Raw genomic sequence first — 20,542 nt, 5'->3', positions numbered from 1 at the left:
ATAAAAAAACAAACATGTGGTAGTATAATAAATAGTGTGTATAAGAAAAAAATGGAGATATTATAAGTTAAACGGAGGAAATTAAATGGGAATAAAAGAAACCCTACTTAGCTTCATGAGAGAAGAAGCATATAGACCTATGGATATTCAAGAATTGGTTACAGTTTTTGATATTAATCCAGATGAATATAAAGCTTTTAAGAGAGCTTTAAAAGTAATGGAATTAGAAGGTTCAATTGTTAGAACTAAAAAAGATAAATTTGCAGTGCCTGAAAGACTAGGATTAATAAAAGGAAAACTTCAAGCACATAAAAAGGGATTTGGATTCTTAATACCAGAAGAAGAAGGCGAAAGAGATGTCTTTATACCAAGTTCATTTATTAATGGTGCAATGAATAATGATAGAGTTCTTGTACAAATTACTAGAGATGATATCAATGGTAAAAAAAGGGAAGGAGAAGTTATAGAAATACTTGAAAGAGCAAATACTAAAATAATTGGTATTTATGAAGATAGTAGAAATTTTGGATTTGTTGTTCCGGAAGATACTAGATTAAATCAAGATATTTTTATTTCTAAAAAAGATAAAAATGGTGCAAATCATGGTGATGTAGTTATTGCTGAAGTAACTAAATGGCCAGATAAGAGAAGAAGTCCAGAAGGGATAATTAAGGAAGTTCTAGGGAAAAAAGGTGAAAAAGGATTAGATATTTTAACTATAATTAAAAAGCATGGGCTTCCAGAAGAATTTCCTCCTAAGGTATTAGCATATGCTGAAGGTATATCTGAGGAAATAGAAGAAAAAGAAATTAAGAGAAGAAAAGATATAAGAAATCTTAGAATGGTTACAATAGATGGGGAAGATGCAAAGGATTTAGATGATGCTGTATCTATTGAGAAATTAGATAATGGGAAGTATAAATTAGGAGTTCATATAGCTGATGTAACTCATTATGTTAGGGAAAAGAATCCTTTAGATAAAGAAGCTTTAAAGAGAGCAACTTCAGTTTATTTAATAGATAGAGTTATTCCTATGCTACCTAAAAAGCTTTCAAATGGAATATGTTCTCTTAATCCTAAAGTTGATAGATTAGCATTAAGTTGCTTTATGACTATTGATAGTAAGGGTAAAGTCTGTGAGCACGAAATAGCAGAAACAGTTATAAGGACTTCAGAAAGAATGACTTATACTGATGTAACTAAAATATTAAAAGATCATGATGAAGAGCTTATTAAGAAGTATGATTATTTAGTTGATGATTTTAAAACAATGGAAGAGCTTTGCTTAATTCTTAGAGAAAAGAGAATGAAGAGAGGAGCTATAGATTTTGATTTTGAAGAATCTAAGATAATCTTAAATGAAAATGGTAAGCCAATTGATATAAAACCATATGAAAGAGAAATTGCTAATAGAATAATTGAGGAATTTATGCTTGTTTGTAATGAAACTATTGCAGAGCACATGTTCTGGACTAATTTACCTTTCGTATATAGAGTTCATGAAAATCCAGATGAAGAAAAGTTAGAGAAGTTTAGAGATTTTATATATAACTTAGGTTATACAATGAAAGTTACTCAAGATATTCACCCAAGAATTCTACAAGATGTATTAGAAAAGGTAAAGGGGAAGAAGGAAGAAACTGTAGTAAGTACTCTTTTATTAAGAAGTATGATGAAGGCAAAATATACGCCAGAATGTTCAAGTCACTTTGGATTAGCAGCAACTTATTATTGTCACTTTACTTCACCAATAAGAAGATATCCAGACTTACAAATTCATAGAATAATTAAAGAATATTTAAATGGTAAGATTGATGAAAAGAGAGCTACTAAATTAGCACCAATAGTTGATATAGCAGCGAAGCAATCATCAGAAATGGAAAGATTAGCAGAAGAAGCTGAAAGAGAAGTAGATGATTTAAAGAAAGCTGAATATATGATGGATAGAATAGGTGAAGAATTCGAAGGAATTATTTCTTCAGTTACATCATTCGGAATATTTGTTGAACTTCCTAATACAGTAGAAGGTCTTGTTCATATTACTGATTTAGATGACGATTATTATGTTTATGATGAGCAACATTTAATGTTATTGGGTCAAAGAAATAAGAAGGTTTATAGACTTGGAGACTCTGTAAAAGTTAAATGTTCTAGAGTTGATATAGATAATAGAGAAGTTTTCTTTGATATTTTAGATAGCGAACAAAATCTTGAAGAAATTGTACCAAGTGAAGAAACAGCATCAATAATAGCTGAAGTAAAAAAAGAATTTGGAACAAAGCCTGAAGAAATGGAAAATACAGAAACTACAACTGAACCAGAAGAGGAATTTAACGAATAATATTTGTTTATCATGGTAGGGCGAAAAAATAAATGGAATATCTACAGGAATTAATATAATTTCGTTAAGAATTTATATTATTCACTTCATAAAATGACCTAAAGCTTCGAATGTCGTTTCACTCCCTCAGCTTTTTAACGGTCATTTTCTTACGGATAATAATTAAATTCTAAAACTTAATTATAATATTCCTTCCGATACTCCATTTATATTTTTCTTTATTATCAGATGTACGGAATTGATTGAATTTTACTTGGATTAGTTAATGCTTGAGTTGCAGATATTAGAAGTTTAGTTTTGAGTATATTTTAGCTTACTATGTATATCAAGAAAAAAGATAATATTTCTTTTTTCGTAATTACATGAGGTAACTAGATATATTGTGATTATTAGGAGTTCTTGATATAATTAAGAAAAAACGTGTAAATAAAAAGTGGGTGAGAAGATTGGCAAGAGTTAAGAATAGTAATTCTTTAGCTGAAAATAGAAAAGCTCGTCATGATTATTTTGTTGAAGAAACAATTGAAGCAGGGATTGAGTTAGTAGGAACAGAAGTTAAATCTATTAGAGGTGGAAAGTGTAACCTAAAAGATTGTTATGCAGACGTAAGAAATGGTGAAGTATTTATTTTAAATATGCATATTAGTCCTTATGAGCAAGGTAATATATTTAATGTTGATCCTTTAAGAGCAAGAAAGCTTTTACTTCATAAAGAACAAATAGGAAGATTAGCGGGCTTAGTTTCAAGAGATGGGTATACATTAGTTCCATTATCTTTATACCTAAAGAATGGGAGAGTTAAAGTGGCTCTTGGAATTTGTAAAGGTAAGAAAAATTACGATAAGAGAGATTCAATGTTAGAAAAAGCAGCTAAGAGAGATATTGAACGTCAAATGAAAGCAAGTAATAGATATTAATAAAAGGTTAGGCATTGCCTAACCTTTTATTAATATGATAATTTTATATTTTTTTCCTTCCAACCTAAATCAAATGGCATATTAGTTATATTAAATAAATTACTATCAATTAAAGGATAGCCATTTGAATCATATCCGGATATTATTGCTTTGTGATCAGTAAAAAGTGATTTATCAAATCTTATGACATCATCTTTATTAAAACTACTAGAAACATTATAATCAGGATTTATTCTTTTAGTATAAGGTAAAGAAGTTTCGGTTAGTGTGAAGTCATAATCATTTAAATCATCATTGAAAATATCACTATAATAATCTTTATCGATAATAAAATTTTCTTCACCATATTCATTAGTATAAGAATAAATAGTCATTATATGTGGTATAGTGAAAGAAAATTTATTTGAAGTTACTTGTTTATTATGAAGATAATTAAAATTGTAATATTCATCTAAATTAACTATGATTTTATTATCATTCCTATTTATTTTATTAATAACAACAGATGAACTAATAGAAGTAAAAATTATAGAGCGTTCTAGTGACCAATCCCTCAAGTAAGCTATTCTTTTAAATTCATACTCTAATGAATATTTTCCATTAGATTCAGAAGTTCCATAATAATTGTATAGTTTAGCTACATTGCCATTTAAAAAGCTATTATTACGTTCATTAAAAGCTGATGAAATAAACTTAGTTAGCGCTTCTTCATATGGGCTAGTAGTTTCAGTATTAAGGTTATTAGTTGATTCAATGCTAGTAATATCCGCGCTAGCTGCAACACTATTTAAAATGTTGTTTTGTAAAATATAATTACTAGGAGGAATCTTGCCGATGCAAAAAAAGAAGTAAGCAAACAGTGCAATTACTAATAAGTAATATACTGCTATTAAAATATTATTTATAACTTTGAATTTATTATTTTTATCTATGTGAAGCATAAAATCACTCCTTTAAGTGAAAATATATGAAATTAATTATTATAAATAATTAGAAAATATACATCTATAATTAATATGATACAAATATATTTAGTAAAAACATCTATTTATAGTATTATCAATTCATTAAAGAATTATTTACCAAACAAAAAAATAGCAATTATTTTAATATATAAGAATAATTTTTATAATATTCCTACAATAAATAGATATTTAAAGATTAAATTTAGAGGGGTAAAGATATATAGGCAATTGGTAAAGAAAATGAGAAGTAGTCTCATTTATAATTGTTACTGAAAAATATTAAGAATAATGTGATAAAAATCTTAAATAATGTTAAAATGTAATAGATAATTTATAAATATTCATTATATAGGGAGGATAGCTAATGGCATTAAACATAATAGATATTGCAAAATTAGCGGGTGTTTCAAAATCTACAGTATCTAGATATTTAAATAATGGATATGTTAGTGTTGAATCTAGAGATAAAATAAAAAAAGTGCTTGATGAAACAGGATTTACACCTCAGAGACAAGCAAAGGGTATGAGAACTAAAAAGACGAATTTAATAGGAGTAATAGTTCCTAAAATAAGCAGTGAGACCCCAGCAAGAGTAGTTGAAGGTATTACAGAAGTTTTATCTCCTAATGGATATGATATTTTGATAGCAAATACAAATTTATCTATAGAAAAAGAATTAGAATACCTTAATATATTTAAATCAAATCAAGTTGATGGAATAATATTTATGGCAACTAAGGTAACAGAAAATCATATAGAAGTTATAAAAGATTTAGAGGTTCCAATAGTTGTTGTTGCACAAGATATTGAAAATTTTCCATCTGTATATTTTGATGAATTTCAAGCAACAGAAGATATAACTAATTATTTGATTGCAAAAGGGCATAAAAAAATTGGTTATATTGGAGTTTATGAAGAGGATAAGGCTGTTGGACTATATAGAAAGCAAGCTTATATAGAAACATTAAAAAATAATAATATTGAGATAAATTATGAAAATATCAAGAGTGGTGATTTTGATGAGAAGAGTGGATATATATTAACTAGAGAGATAATGGAAGGGAAAGATGTTCCAACTGCAATTGTCGCCGTGACTGATAATTTAGCTTTAGGGTCAATAGAGTATCTAACAGATAACAATTATAAAATTCCAGATGATATAGCAGTAGTAGGAATGGGAGATTCCAAAATTTCTAGAGTTATAACGCCAAGACTTACAACAGTACACTATCATTATAAAACTGCTGGAAGAAAATCAGCAGAGATAATTTTAGATGAGCTTAATAGAAGAATAGAAAAAAATAATCATGTGGTAAAAAAAGTAAAATTAGATTGTTTACTTGTTGAAAGAAATAGTGTATAGGGAATAGAATAATTAAAAAATAGTTAATATTAGGTAAGTATGTATATTATAAATGGAATATAAGTCGAATAAAAGGAAAATAAAGATTTATTAATGAAAATTGTGTTGAAAAATATGAAAGTTAATACTTTTTAACAGATTACTAATGAGAATGAGATATAATTTATATAGTAATTATTTTACTGTAAATAATATTAAGTATTATCAATATTATTGAAAATTAAATAGGCAAACTTAAAGAAATTTAAGGACGCAAAACTATAGGGACTAAAGTTTAATTACTATGTCAGCCAGTTGCCAAAGAGTACATTAGACTTTTTGTTTTTAAGTAAATAAAGTTCATATATTTCATTGAAGTGTTTCACTTTCAATTAAATGCACCCTTACAGCATTTTCGATAAATATTAATCTTTATTAAGACTTATTTTTAGCTACTCTTTAAAGAGTAGCTTTTTTTAATGTACTTCTCTTGGGAAATAATATTTCGGGGGGAAAATAAATGTTAAAAAGAAAATTATCGACACTAATTTTAGCGGCAACAATAACAAATTTGCTAGCTACACCTGCTAATATATTTGCAGAGACACTAATACAAAATAATGTTATACAGGTTGATGAAGCAGTTGAAGAAACTGAAAGTAAGGAAGCTACTGTAACTAAATTTAGCTTATATGGTAGTGATTTATTAGAGAATTATAATGAAGTATTTAAAATGGATAATTCTAATATTGAATCTATAACTAATAATGGTGGAAAATATGGAAGTAGCACCATAGATAAAGCTATAGATGGAGATTTCAAAACTCATTGGGAAACAGGATCACCTAATAGTTCAAGTTTTACTAATGAGGTTATAATTAATTTAAAAGAGACAACTATATTAAATAGAATAGTTTATGCAGCAAGACCAGATGCAGGGGGAAAAGGCTTTGCTGAAGAATTTGAAATATATGCATCTAATGATGATAGTGATGATTTTCAATTAGTAGCTACTGGTGAGTATAAAGATTCAACAAGAGATGTTGTAGAAATAAAATTTGATGCAACTGAATTTAAGAGAATAAAGTTTGTATTTAAAAAGGCTAATCAAGGTTGGGCAAGTGCATCTGAATTTATGTTTTATAAAGAAGATAACATAATAGATAAAATGAATAATATATTCACTAATAATTCAAAGAATGAGGTAAGTGAAGAATTTAATACACTAGAAAAATTAGAAGCTTTTGATTTGGAAGCGAGTACACATCCTTTGTATAGTGAAATAGCAGAAGATATCAACAATGCTAGAATAATATTAGAAGGAAAGTCATTAGAATTTGCAGAGGCTAAAGTATCTAACTTTAAGTCATTTAATGATGAAAGGTTAGCAAGTTATGATGAATTATTCAAGGTGCCACTAGAAAAAGTTACAAGTATAACAACTAATGGTGGACAATATGCCTCTAATGATATATCAAGGGCTATGGATGGAGATGTAAATACAAATTGGCATTCAGGTAAGCAAAATACATCTAACCATACAAATGAAGTAGTAATAACTTTAGATGAGTTAACTACCATAGATAGGATAATGTATACAAACCTAGTTTCGAGAGGGTTTGCACAGGAATTTGAAATATATGGATCTAGAACTTCTGAAGGGGATACATTTGAGAAAATATCAGATGGATCTACAAGTATAACGACTAAAGATACTTTACAAATAAAATTTAAAGAAACAGAAGTAAGAAGAATAAAATTTGTATATAAAAAGGGATATGAAAATTGGGCTTTAGCTTCTGAATTTGGTTTATATATGCCAGATGAATTAGATCAAAAAATAGATATATTATTTACAGATGAAAAAATGAATGAAGTTAATCCTGAATTTGGAACAATTCAGGCTATTGATAATTTAATAGAAGAAGCTAATGGACATCCATTTAAAGATGAATATATTGAAAAGTTAAATTTAGCTAAAGAGTTAATTGAATTTGGGAAAGTTGAAAGTGGTACTGCAAATGTATCTAAATTTGAACCATTTTATACAGATTATATAAATGAATATGATGACGTATATAGAGTTAAAAACTTAAGTATAAGTAACAATGGAGGACAATATTCTAGTTCAGCAATAAAGTATGCAATAGATGAAGATACCGATACTCATTGGGAAACTGGAAAGCCTAATAGTGATTCATTTAAGAACGAAGTTATATTAACTTTAGAAGAAGCAGAAGTAATAAGTAGATTAACTTACAAATCAAGAACTAGTGGAAAAGGATTTGCAGAACAGTTTAGTATATATATATCGCCAGTTGCTTCAGGAGATAATTTTCAAAAGGTGACAGAAGGTAGTTATACAGTAACTAATAATATGTTAGAAATACAATTTGATGCAACTAAAGCTAAAAGAGTAAAATTTGTATTTGATAAAGCTCATGAAAACTGGGCATCAATTTCAGACATAAGATTATATAAAGAAGATTTAATATCTAAAAAAATGAAAACACTATTTACAAATGGATTAATGGATACTGTTTCAGAGGAATTTAATACTATAGAAAAATTAACAGAACTTGAAAATGAGATTAATGAGCATCCATTGGCAGCAGTTTATTTAAAAGACGTACAATTGGCTAAGGATATTGTAAATGGTACTTTACAAACTGTTAAAACTGTTGTTGCGGAACAGTATGGAGATAGAAATGCACATGCAAATAGTAATTTAAAATTTGGGTTTGGTAATAATAATCAGCCTACTGGAGTAGTTGCTAGGGCTGGAGAAACAATAACAGTATATGTTGATGCAGAGCCAGGGCAACCATTACCACAGTTAATGTTTTCACAACAAGAAGGAAGTTTTGCAAGTTGGGGAAGGACAGTAAGTTTAAATATAGGTAAGAATGTAATAACTGTGCCTGCTGTTAGTCAAAATGATGGATGGTACAATCATGATGTAACTCCAGGTGGAGCTGTATATATAGTGAATCCTTATACTGAAGAACAACAAAGTAAAGCTCCGGTTATAAGATTTGCATCTGGTTGTGAACAGTTCCCTATGATGGATAAAAATACAGATGAAGAAGAATTCTTAGAACTTCTAAAAGATTACAAGGCAAGACTTGATGCAGATAAGGCAGAAAATCCAAATGTTATGGATAGGAAAATGATAGATGTCGTAGAGGTAGTTTCAGATCATATTGTATTTACAGGAACTGCAACAGGGGCATATGAGGCTTATATAAACCAAGGATTTACTCCAATGAATACTATAAATATGTATAATGACCATATGGATATGATATTTGAATATTTAGGTATGGATGGAAGTAGCATAAAGAATGATATTAAGTATACTAGAGAGAATATAAGATTAGCTCAACCATTTGGGTACATGTATGCTGCATCTGGGCATATAGGTGTTCAAGGGGATGTAATGGTGTCTATGTTAACTAGTGTAGGTGGATGGGGTGTTGACCATGAAATAGGTCATAAGCTTGATATAGAAGTAAGAACTATAGGTGAAGTTACAAATAATATGATACCTCAAAATTCTTCTTATTATTATAATAATCCAAATAGAAGAATACCTTTTGAAAGCCATGTTTTTAAGAATGTTATATCAACAGATAGTAATTATTATTATGATGGAGAAGCTTTTGAAGAGTTAGCAGTATTCTGGCAATTAGAAATGATATATCCAGGATATTGGGGGAAATTAAATAGGCAGTATAGAGAAAATAATGTAATTTTAGATTCAGCAAATTCAGCAAATGATAAGTTAAATCAGCTAGCTAAATACTCTAGTATAGCTTTAGGATTAGATTTAAGCGAGCATTTTGAAAGACATGGATTCTGGGTTTCTGATGAGACAAAAGAATTATTAAGTCAATATCCAAAACCTGATATAAAAACTTGGTATGCTAATTATGATTATATAGAGTATGAAGGTGAAGGATTTACTAGTAATCCAGGATTAAGTGTTAATGTTATTAGGGAAAATGAAAATATAAAATTATCATTTAACGTTAATGAAGACTTTAGGGATGATGTATTAGGTTATGAAATATTTAAGGATGGTGAATTAATAGGATTTACTTCAACGAATAGTTTTGTGGATACAGAATCAAATATAGAAGAGTCAGTAAATTATACGGTTATACCTTATGATAAGAAATTAAATACTGGGGATGAAGTAGTAGTGAACTCTTTAACTCCAAGCTTAAATATACAACAACAATCAATAAGTATAAAACTTAGAGAAGAATTTGATCCAATGAATTTAGTTAAAGCATTAAATTATAATGGCGAAGATATAAGCTCAAATATAGTTATAAATGGTGAAGTGAATGTAAATGAAAAGGGAACTTATCCATTAGAATATACTATTGAAGATAATGGTGTGCTTGTTACGAAAACAGTAAATGTACAAGTGGTAAGTGATTATGATTATTTATCAGATACGGATTGGACAAATGTTACAACTCAATATGGAACGCCAAGAAGAAACAGTAGTATAAAGGGTAGAGTAAATAATGAAATAAAAACTTTTGATAAAGGGTTTGGAATACATGCAAATGGTAAGATAACTTATGATTTATCAAATGAAGATTATGACAATTTCGAAGCATTAGTTGGAATTGATATGGGGATAGAATCTCAAAGTAATTCAAGTGTAGCATTTAAGGTTATTGGTGATGGTGAAGTCCTAGCTACTACAAGTATAATAAAACATGCAGATAATATGGTTGCTATAAATGTTCCAGTTAAGGGCATTCAGGAATTAGTTATAGAAGTTAGTGATGGAGGAAATGGAAATAAATATGACCATGCAGTGATAGCAAATCCAAAATTAACTACTAATAATGCAAAACCAGATTTAATTGTTACAGATAAAACTTATAAATTAGGAGAAGTAGTAGATTTTAATGAAGGTATAGCTGCTACTGATAGTGAAGATGGAGATTTAACTTCAAGTATCGAAATAATTTCAAATACTTATGAGGCAGAAAAGGTTGGTAGATTTGAAGTTGTTTATAGGGTTTCAGATAGTGATAATAATGTAGTGGAAAAGACTTCATATATAACAGTATATGAAGAGCTAACTACTACTAAATCAAAGTATGGTTCATTTAATAATTTAGAAGCGTACAATGAAGAATTCAAGATACCAGTAGCTTCAATTTCTAATAATGGTGGAAACTATGGAAGCAGTGTTATTGGATATGCAATAGATAATAATAGGGATACTCATTGGGAAACAGGAAATCCAAATAGTCTTTCATTCCAAAATGAAGTTGTGTTTGATTTAGGTGAAGTTAATGAGATAGATAAAATTGCTTATGCAGCTAGAAATGGTGGGAAAGGATTTGCAACTAAATTTGCAATTTATGTTTCTACCGAAGCAGAAGGCAATGACTTTAGATTAGCAGGTACTGGCTCATATAATGGTAGTGTAAATGATGTTATTGAAATTGATATAACTAAAACAGAAGCAAGAAGAGTTAAGTTTAAATTCATTGAAGCAAATCAAAACTGGGCAAGTATAGGTGAAATGTCATTCTATAAAACTGATGAATTATCAGATAAAATTAAGAATGAATTATTTACTGACAGTAATAAAAATGAAGTAACTGAAAAATATAATACTTTAGAGAAATTAAATGAGTTAAGAGAAGAGGTTAGTACTCATCCAGCAGAAGAACTTTTCCAAGATGACTTAAATAGAGCAGAAGAAATTATAAGAAATAAATTTCCAAGTTTAACTGTAGGTGAAACAGAATATGTTAAGTTAAGAAGTGAATATGATTTAATGTCATCTGTAAATGCCATCGACCAAGAAGATGGAGATATAACAAATAAAGTAGTAATTAATTCAAATAATTTTACAACTAATAAAACTGGTGACTATAAAGTATCATATACAGTAACAGATAGTGATGGAAATATTGCTACTTCAGAAAAAACTATTGTAGTTTATAGTGATTCAGAGTATTTATCTGATATTGATTGGGATTCTGCAAGAACTGACTATGGACAAGTAAGAAAAGATTTAGCATCAGGTGGAGATAAAATTAAGTTAAGTGTAAATGGTGAAGAAAAAGTATTTGATAAAGGTATTGGAACTCATGCAAATTCAGAAATAGTTTATAACTTAGAAGGTAAAAATTATGAATACTTTGAAACTTATGTTGGTATAGATAGAAATATTGCACAACAAAATAATTCAAGTGTAATATTTAAAGTTTATGCTGATGATGTAGAAGTTTATAATAGTGGAGTAATGAAATGGGCAGATGATGCTAAGTTAGTAAGAATTCCATTAGAGGGAGTATCCGAGTTGAAGCTTGTTGCAGATAATTCAGGAAATGGGAATTCATATGATCATGCTAGCTTTGGTGATGCTAAATTCTTAATATTAAATGCAGTACCAACACTTAATATACCAAAGTCAGTGTCTACAAAAGTAGGATATCCTATAGAGTTAAATGAAGAATATTCTGCAAGTGATGCTGAAGATGGAGATTTAACAGATAATGTTGAAGTATCAGGAGAAGTTAATTTTAATAAAGCAGGAAAGTATGAATTAACTTATAAAGTAACGGATAGTGATGGAAATACAACTATAAAAACAAGAACTATTGCAGTAGTTGATATGAATGATTATACTTACTTAACAGAATATGATTGGAATTCAACTAATAACAGTTATACTGCTCCAAAGAAAGATATATCAATAAGTGGAGGAAGTTTAAGATTAACAGGTGAGAATGGAGAAGAAATATCTTATGAAAGAGGTATAGGAGCACATTCAACATCTACTATAATTTATAATTTAAGTGATAAGGATTATGCATATTTTACTTCATATGTTGGTGTAGATAGACAAATGTATGGAACTGTTGGGTCTGTAAGCTTTGAAGTTTGGGTTGATGGTGAAAAGAAATTTGATAGTGGATTAATGACATCAAGAGATGCGCAAAAGTATGTTGAAGTAGATATTAATGGTGCAAAGGAGTTAAAACTTGTTGTAACTGATGGTGGAAATGGTAATGGTTCAGATCATGCAACATGGGGTGATACTAAATTACACTTTGCAAATAATGAAGGTATTGAAATAAATAGAGCACAATTAGATTCATTAATTGAAGTTATTAATAACTTAAACAAAGATGTTTATACTGAAGAAACTTTTGATGATCTAAAAATAGTTTTAGAAGAAGTTAATGTAGAATTAGCTAATGGATATACTCAAGAAGAAGTTGATAACTTATTTAATAAATTAAATGAAGCATATGAAAAACTAGAAAAAGCGGTTGATTTATCAGAAGTAGTGAATATAAGTGATAAATATCTAAAGGACGCTATTAAGTCAGCATTAAAAATATCATCAAATGATATAACTATAGGAGATATGTATAAACTTACTGAATTAAATGCTGTAGGTTGTGGAATTTCAGATTTAGAAGGATTACAATATGCTAAAAATTTAGAGAGTTTAAATTTAAATTATAATGAAATAAATGATTTATCTAAACTTAAGGAACTAGAGAAATTATCTAATTTACAAGCTATGTACCAAAATATAGTGATAGGAAGTCTTTATAAAGAAGATAATAAAATAACTGTAAAATATGATGCTGTTAATAGAGAAGGCAGTACAGTAGAATTATCGGCTATAGTAGTTAGGAATAATATAACATTAGAAGATGTTTCTCTTGATATAGATGAGTGTGTAGATGAAAATGGAGTAGTATCATTTGATACAATAAACTTTGATAAAGCTTATCATACATTATATTTAGCATATGAAGATAAAGAAAATAATTATTTAGCTCAAGTGACATATATGTTTGATAATAGATAAATAAAAAATAGATACCTATAATTTATAGAAATTTATAGTTAGAGTTTTATATTTAAATTCTATACTATAAGGACATATAAAGATAATAGGTATCTTTTTTATAAAATTAGGATATTTATGAAGGAAAATATATAGACTAAGAATGAATAAATGTTATAATAATATCGTAGAAAAGTGATGTGAAAGTATTTATTTAAATAAATATATTTTTTGAATTATGAGGGAACGTTCCCATGTATGTAGAGGAGGAAGATTTATGAAAAAAGTAATTTCAATAGGTGAAGCCTTAATTGACTTTATACCCCATGAAAAAGGACAATCCTTAAATAATGTAAGTAACTTTTTAAGAGTTGCAGGAGGAGCTCCGCTTAATGTAGCAGCTGCAGTTGCAAAGTTAGGTGGTACAGCACAAATGCTTACTAAATTAGGTGTTGATAGTTTTGGAGATCACATCTTAGAACAAGTTGAACCTTTAGGAGTAGATATATCAAAGGTTTTAAGAACAAAAGAAGCAAATACTGCATTAGCCTTTGTTTCATTAAGAGAAGATGGAGAAAGAGATTTTTCATTCTACAGAAATCCAAGTGCAGATATGTTATTAAATGCAGAAGAAATAGAAGAAGAAGTATTTGCACAAGGTGGAATATTACACTTCTGTTCAGTTAGCTTAATAGATGCACCAATAAAAGAAGCCCATAGAAAAGCTATAGAATTTGCTAAAAAGAATAATTGTTTAATAAGTTTTGACCCGAATGTTAGATTACCCTTATGGGAAACATCAGAAGCTTGCAGAGAAGCAATTTTAGAATTCTTACCATTTGCTAATATAGTTAAAATAAGTGATGAAGAATTAGAATTTATAACTGGAATTGCAGATGAAACTGAGGCATTAAATTTCTTATTACAAGGAGATGTTGAAGTTATAATATACACAAAAGGAACTAATGGTGCAGAATTTATAACTAAAGAAAGAAAAGTATTTTCTCCATCATTTAAAGTGGAGGCTCAAGATACAACAGGGGCAGGAGATTCATTTATAGGATCATTCTTATATCAAGTTGCTGAGGGAGATAATACTTTAGAAAGCCTAGTTAATTTATCAGAAGAAAAGATAAAAGAGATTTTAACATTCTCGAATGCAACGGCTGCCTTAACAGTGTGTAAAAGGGGAGCTATAGGAGCTTTACCGACTAAAGAAGAAGTTTTAACATTAGTACAAGGGAGATAATTATGTTAAGAGTTGATTTTGATGAGCAAATAAATGAATGTATGAACAAGAATTTAGAGGCTGTAAATAGTGACAAATGGAGAAATAAATATCATATAATGGCTCCAATAGGATGGATAAATGACCCTAATGGATTATGTGAATTTAATGGAGAATATCATTTCTACTATCAATACTCACCGTTAACACCAATGAGTGGGTTAAAGTTCTGGGGACATGCAGTTTCTAAAGATTTAACTAATTGGGAAGATAAAGGAGTTGCTCTTTACCCAGATATGAATGAAGATAAGGATGGGGTATATTCAGGGTCAGCTTTTGTAAAAGATGATACAATTTATTTCTTCTATACAGGTAATGTAAAACATGAAGGAGATTATGATTATATATTAACTGGAAGAGAACAAAATGTTATTTTAGTAACTAGCAAAGATGGTATGAACTTTTCAGAAAAGAAAGTGCTTTTAAGAAATACAGATTTTCCAGCTGATATGTCACTACACGTTAGAGACCCTAAGGTTTGGGAAGAGGATGGAGCTTATTATATGGTTCTAGGGGCTAGAACTACTGATGATAAGGGTTGTATTTTATTATATAAATCAAATGATCTTTATAATTGGGAATTTCACTCTGTACCAGCTGGAAAATTAGATGATATGGGTTATATGTGGGAGTGTCCAGATACATTTAAGTTAGGAAATAAGGATATATTAATGTTCTCACCACAGGGGATTGAAGCAGAAGGATATAAATATAATAATGTATATCAATGTGGATATTCCATTGGGAATTTTGTTAATGATAAGAAAGAGCTTAAACTTGGCAAGTTTGTTGAAATAGATAGAGGATTTGATTTCTATGCGCCACAAACTTTTGAAGATTCTAAGGGGAGAAGAATAGTTATAGGGTGGATGGGAGTACCAGATGCTGTAGATCATAAAAATCCAACTATAAATAATTTCTGGCAACATCAATTAACAATTCCAAGAGAATTAGTTTTAAAGGATAATAAGGTATACCAAATTCCAGTTGTTGAATTAGAGGCTTTAAGAAAAGGTGATTCAACAAAGAGGGAAGTTTATTTAAATGAAGCTAATACTTTAGAAATATTTGAAAGCAATACCTTTGAATTAAATATTAATTTTGAAAATAGTTCAGAATTTGAAATTTCATTAAGAGAAGATTGTAAGCTTTCATTTAATAATAAAGTATTTAAATTAGAACTTGGGAAATCAGGGTGTGGAAGAGATATGAGAGCAGTAGAAATTGAAGCTATTACTTCAATGAAAATTTTCTCTGATAATTCTTCTTTAGAAATCTTCTTAAATAATGGAGAAGAAGTATTTAGTACTAGAATTTATAATGAGTCAGTTGATGCTGCTTTAACATTAAAAGGTGAAGGTGCTGCACAAATTGAAAAATGGAACTTTTAAAGAGATTGAAAAAGTTATATTTTTATAGTAATTTCATAGATTAAATTAGAATATGAATTATATATGGAGTTTATTGGGTGATTTGTACTAACTATAATGGATAGAATCTTTTACAATTACTTAGTATACTATATATTAATAAGAAATTTCTAAAATTTATTGAACTTTTATAACCACTATTTGTCTATTTTTTATTTTAGAACATTTACAATAAACTTGAATAATATATAATATATAAGAATGAAAGATGGTAAGGCTTACGAACGCATAGGTCTTATCATTTTTTTTATTAGCAAAGAAAACAGAAATAGTATTAAAACTACCAATTGACATATATAATATAAAATGTAAATAATTATAATAAGAAGGTGAGCTGCAAATGGACAAGAGTGATGAAAATGATCAATATGATGTACAGAAAATTGCAGAGAAAAAATATATAACTGAAAAGGCAGCTAGTAAAAAAGCTGTTATTATTTTTATTACTGCTTTTTTGATAGTAGGAATGTCAATAATAGGTATAGTATATTATTTGCTTAGCACAAAACTTATAAGTAGTGATCTAGGGAAAGCTTTAGGTACTGTCAAAGTAGAAATTGAAGATAAATCACAAATAGAAACTGATATCAATAATGTTTTTGTTAATAATGTACATTTATATTACGAAGAGGAAGAAGAGGAAGTGGATTTATATCCTTTTGTTAATGGAGAAGGATTATATGGTTATATTGATAGCAATGGAGAAGTTATAATTGAAGCGCAATATGGATATGCAAACTTTTTTTCAGAGGGGATAGCCTTTGTAGTTATAGGTGAAAAAGGTGCGTACATAAGCGAAAAAGGTGAAGTAATTACAAGTGGTGATTATTTTTATGGAGATAGTTTTTGCAATGGATTAGCAGTTGTATACTATTATGATATTAAATGCAATGAAGAAGATGATGAAATTAGTGCTGTTATTAATAAGGACGGAAAAGAAGTATTAATAGGTAAATATGATTATGTTACTACTGAATATAATGGGTTTATTGTAACTGAAAAGGATAATAAAGAAACTTTATATGATGTAAATGGTAATGAAATTTCCATAAGTGATAAGTACTCTATATATAGAGGATTTTGCGAAGGATATGCAGTTATAGAAGATAATGAAAGTTATGATTATTATATTTTAAATGAAGATTTAAAAATTATTAATTTTGATGAATATAATATTACGGATATATCTACCAGTTTCTATGAATTATATAATGAAGATAAAGGGAAATATGTTTATTTAAATAGTAAACTAGAACCAATATATTTAAAGGATGATTATAGCTATTTAACTTGTTGTTTTGATAATGAGAATGAAATTGCGTGTGTATATTATTATGGAAGCAATGAGAGAGTATATACCTATATAGATTATTGTGGAAATAAGTTATTTGATTCTAAATATGAAATTGATAGTTCTTTTGTAGATGGAATTGCTCCTGCTTATTTAGTTAATGAGGATAATTATAGTTATGGGATAGTTGATTCAAAAGGAAATTTAATAGAAAGTGGATTTTATTATGTGGAGGTTGCAAATAAAAATAGATTAATAGTATATGATGAAAATTATACTAATGTTGGAGTAAGAGATTTAGAAGGAAATTGGATTATTGATGATGAATATGATTCAATTACAGCTTTTAATAATTTATTTATTTGCAAAACTATAGATGGTGATAATGAAAGTTATGATGCATATACGATTAATGGAAATAAGATAAATGATGAATCTTTTGGAAGCTCCTTTTTTAGTTATTCTAAAATGATATATATTTATGATATTAATAGAGATGATTATAAAAATGATTATTATATAAATACTGAGAATTATGATGTAATACAGTTTCAAATTAAAAATAAATAGAATTTTAAAAAATGTTGTAAAGATATTGCTTTTTTATTTTACAAGTATGTGTATGAGTATATAAAAGAACTAATTTTGTGCACTTATAAACAGATAAATGGGGAAAATATGAATATAAATATGAATAGTTTTCTATTTGCTGTGGATAATCTTTAAATTTTTCTTGTAAAACAAAGTAGAGCCTAGCATCCGGCGAAGGACAAACTAGACTCTACAAATAATTAGCACTTTACGTACCAACTGCTCATTTAGAATAACACCTTTCGACAAAGAATGCAAGAGTTTTTATTTATAGCTTAAAATTATATTGAGTATTAAGGTTATAATAATGAAAGATTAGTATATAATATACAAGTAAGTATATTATGAACTTTGTGGATATTCATACTTTAAATAATGAATGATAGATATGAAGATATTAAATTTAGGTATAAGAAAAGAGCTATTAAATTTAAATTAAAAAAATTATGGTATATTTAGAATAATTATTTTAAGAATAAATAAAATTTCTTGTAAAAGAATAATATTATGAATTTACCAAAGGTTTAATAGAATAGTTAAGTTGACAGTTCAAACTGTATGTTTTATAATAAAGTCACGATGTTAATCATCGATTGAAAATTGAATAGGTAAAGGCGTTTATGACCTATTAACCTTACATGGGGGCGTTTTGGCTTCGACGGGGGTGCGATGGGTTTGATAAGCGGGCCGAGTAAAGCATGGACGACTCGTTAATAAGCTATGCACTAAATATAAACGCAGAAGACAATTTTGCATTAGCAGCTTAATATAGCCGCTCATCCGTCCAGGTTCCCCATGACTTGGGTAGCGGGTGTCATAGAAGTGGGAAACGAAGTTTAGCAAAGCTTTGAGCTAAAGGGGTATTTATGAAGCTAGGGAATTAGGAGTTTGTTTGTGAGCGAACTAAGGACCGAAATTTTAGTCACTAAACTACGCTCGTAGAAAGTCAGGCTGGTCTGCTTTCGGACAGGGGTTCGATACCCCTCGCCTCCACCAAATAAGAACTTAAGTATGGATACAATGGTAAAACCTTGGAATATCAAGGCTTGGCCATTGTATTTTGCTTTTTAAAGATAAATTTTTAGGTATATTTAATAGGTATTTTAGCCATATTTATATGTTTTGAGTATTTGTGCACACCCCTTAGTATAAGTTTTACTAGGGGTGTGCATTTTTACGAGTAAAAGAAGTTAATTAAGCTATATTAACATAATTAAATATAATCTCTCATATAGTTGCTATAAGGGGATAAGTTTATGGAAAATATATATTTAAATGAAAGTAGTCTTAGTTGGAAGAAGTTTATAAAATATTTTATATTGGCTATTCTATTAGGAGTATCATTTATATTTATGGAGCTTTTAGGGAGTATACAAATTGATGCTGAAATTTTATATACCACAGTAATAAGTGGATTATACATATTTTTATTATTCAAATAATAAATCCAAAGCTTAACAAATGTATAGTTAATGAAATAAGTTTTAGATCAGATTCGTTAGTAGTTATAGTAATGCCTATTTTGGTTGCAGTTGTAAAAAGGGTAATAAGTGATGTGTTACAATTATATTCCATAAATTATTTAAGTGTAAGAAAAAATAGGAGACACTTTATTTACAAAAAAATGTAAAGAAATATATAATATAAGTGTATCAATAACTATAATTAAGTATAAAATGGAGGGGTAAAAATGGATAGTATTGAGGTATTAGAGCATACGCATATAGATGAGGATGGGAACAGCTTTAGCCATACTCATAAAAATGTTGAAGGGCATAAGCATATGCATTCACATGAAAGTACAAAGGATATATCAAATAGATTAGCTAGAGCAGCAGGACATTTAGAGTTTGTAAGACGTATGGTGAAAGATGAAAGGGATTGTAGTGAAGTACTAAATCAAATAGCAGCAGTTACATCAGCTTTAAATAGCGTAAGTAGACTAATTTTACAAGGACATATAGAAGAATGTGTAACAGATGCAATACAATATGGAGATAAAAAGGTAATTGAAGATTTAAATAAATCATTAGCTAAGTTGATAAAATAAAAAAATAAAGAGTTGTTTTTTTTATTTTTAAATGGAATTTAATGATTATGGATATGATTATATTTTTATTCACTCAGCTTATCCTAATTTTAAGGAAAAAGAAAAGTTATCTGAACACATATCTAAATTATTAAATCCAAGAGGTAAAGTAATTACAGCTCATTCTCAAAGTAGAGATGAAATAAATCATGTTCATTCTACAAGTGAGGTAGTTAAAGATGATATACTTTTATCAACTGATGAAAATGTTAAGATAATAAATAGATATTTAATAACAGAAAAGACAATAGATAATGAAGAAATGTATTACATTGAAGCTATAAAGAAATAATATTATATTAATTAATAATTAATTAAAACTATTTATACAAAAAACAAAAAGAGCAAAAATAGTTGGCAGCTATTTTTACTCTTTAAATTATTGGATACAATTTGTATACAATGTAATATTTTCTAAATATATTGTACTTCAAATTAG

11 protein-coding genes, 1 other RNA gene and 1 riboswitch are annotated in these 20,542 nt (G+C 28.2%); of the genes, 11 read left to right on the top strand and 1 reads right to left on the bottom strand.

Translation table 11 applies throughout. The annotated features are described in order from the left end of the window. The first annotated feature begins 85 nt into the window (after positions 1-85). Both rnr and smpB read left to right on the top strand, forming a co-directional pair. A complete protein-coding gene (rnr, locus tag I4V63_RS03980) occupies positions 86-2,341 on the top strand; it encodes a ribonuclease R (RefSeq protein WP_196000007.1) in 2,256 nt (751 codons plus the stop codon). A 446-nt stretch (positions 2,342-2,787) separates the two neighbouring features. Continuing rightward, a complete protein-coding gene (smpB, locus tag I4V63_RS03975; protein ID WP_042395960.1) occupies positions 2,788-3,258 on the top strand; it encodes an SsrA-binding protein SmpB in 471 nt (156 codons plus the stop codon). Positions 3,259-3,287: 29 nt separating this feature from the next. On the opposite strand, the gene I4V63_RS03970 is transcribed toward smpB, so the two are convergent. Further along, entirely contained in the window at positions 3,288-4,199 is a 912-nt protein-coding gene (locus tag I4V63_RS03970; RefSeq protein ID WP_196000006.1) for a hypothetical protein, read from the bottom strand. Positions 4,200-4,587: 388 nt separating this feature from the next. On the opposite strand from I4V63_RS03970, the gene I4V63_RS03965 reads away from it, so the two are divergent. The 9 genes from I4V63_RS03965 (at position 4,588) to I4V63_RS03925 (ending at position 20,395) form a co-directional block, all read left to right on the top strand. Continuing rightward, on the top strand, positions 4,588-5,586 hold the full coding sequence (locus I4V63_RS03965) for a LacI family DNA-binding transcriptional regulator (RefSeq protein ID WP_196000005.1): 999 nt from the start codon (positions 4,588-4,590) through the stop codon (positions 5,584-5,586). A 217-nt stretch (positions 5,587-5,803) separates the two neighbouring features. Next, a riboswitch (cyclic di-GMP riboswitch) is annotated at positions 5,804-5,888 on the top strand. A gap of 197 nt (positions 5,889-6,085) precedes the next feature. Then, positions 6,086-13,435, top strand: coding sequence for an NPCBM/NEW2 domain-containing protein (locus I4V63_RS03960; protein ID WP_196000004.1), 7,350 nt, complete (start codon positions 6,086-6,088; stop codon positions 13,433-13,435). Between the two features lie 256 nt (positions 13,436-13,691). Continuing rightward, positions 13,692-14,663 carry a carbohydrate kinase gene (locus tag I4V63_RS03955; RefSeq protein WP_196000003.1) on the top strand — a complete coding sequence of 324 codons (972 nt, stop codon included), beginning with the start codon at positions 13,692-13,694 and terminating at the stop codon, positions 14,661-14,663. A 2-nt stretch (positions 14,664-14,665) separates the two neighbouring features. Then, complete coding sequence (locus I4V63_RS03950) at positions 14,666-16,093, top strand: sucrose-6-phosphate hydrolase (protein WP_196000002.1); 1,428 nt, start codon at positions 14,666-14,668, stop codon at positions 16,091-16,093. Positions 16,094-16,472: 379 nt separating this feature from the next. Continuing rightward, positions 16,473-17,993 (top strand): WG repeat-containing protein, encoded by a 1,521-nt coding sequence (locus I4V63_RS03945; protein WP_196000001.1) that lies wholly within the window; start codon positions 16,473-16,475, stop codon positions 17,991-17,993. A gap of 661 nt (positions 17,994-18,654) precedes the next feature. Then, positions 18,655-19,010: a transfer-messenger RNA gene (gene ssrA / locus I4V63_RS03940) on the top strand. A gap of 260 nt (positions 19,011-19,270) precedes the next feature. After that, positions 19,271-19,456: a hypothetical protein gene (locus tag I4V63_RS03935; RefSeq protein ID WP_196000000.1), complete on the top strand. Its 186-nt coding sequence runs from the start codon at positions 19,271-19,273 to the stop codon at positions 19,454-19,456. 248 nt (positions 19,457-19,704) lie between these two features. Continuing rightward, entirely contained in the window at positions 19,705-20,064 is a 360-nt protein-coding gene (locus I4V63_RS03930) for a metal-sensing transcriptional repressor (RefSeq protein WP_195999999.1), read from the top strand. 31 nt (positions 20,065-20,095) lie between these two features. Continuing rightward, positions 20,096-20,395 carry a hypothetical protein gene (locus I4V63_RS03925; RefSeq protein WP_195999998.1) on the top strand — a complete coding sequence of 100 codons (300 nt, stop codon included), beginning with the start codon at positions 20,096-20,098 and terminating at the stop codon, positions 20,393-20,395. The last annotated feature ends 147 nt before the right edge of the window (positions 20,396-20,542 follow it).

Source organism: Clostridium sp. 1001271B_151109_B4 (assembly GCF_015670405.1).
Lineage (GTDB): Bacteria > Bacillota > Clostridia > Clostridiales > Clostridiaceae > Clostridium.
The sequence above is the reverse complement of the archived record's forward strand: the minus strand, read 5'-3'. Positions and strand labels throughout refer to the sequence as shown.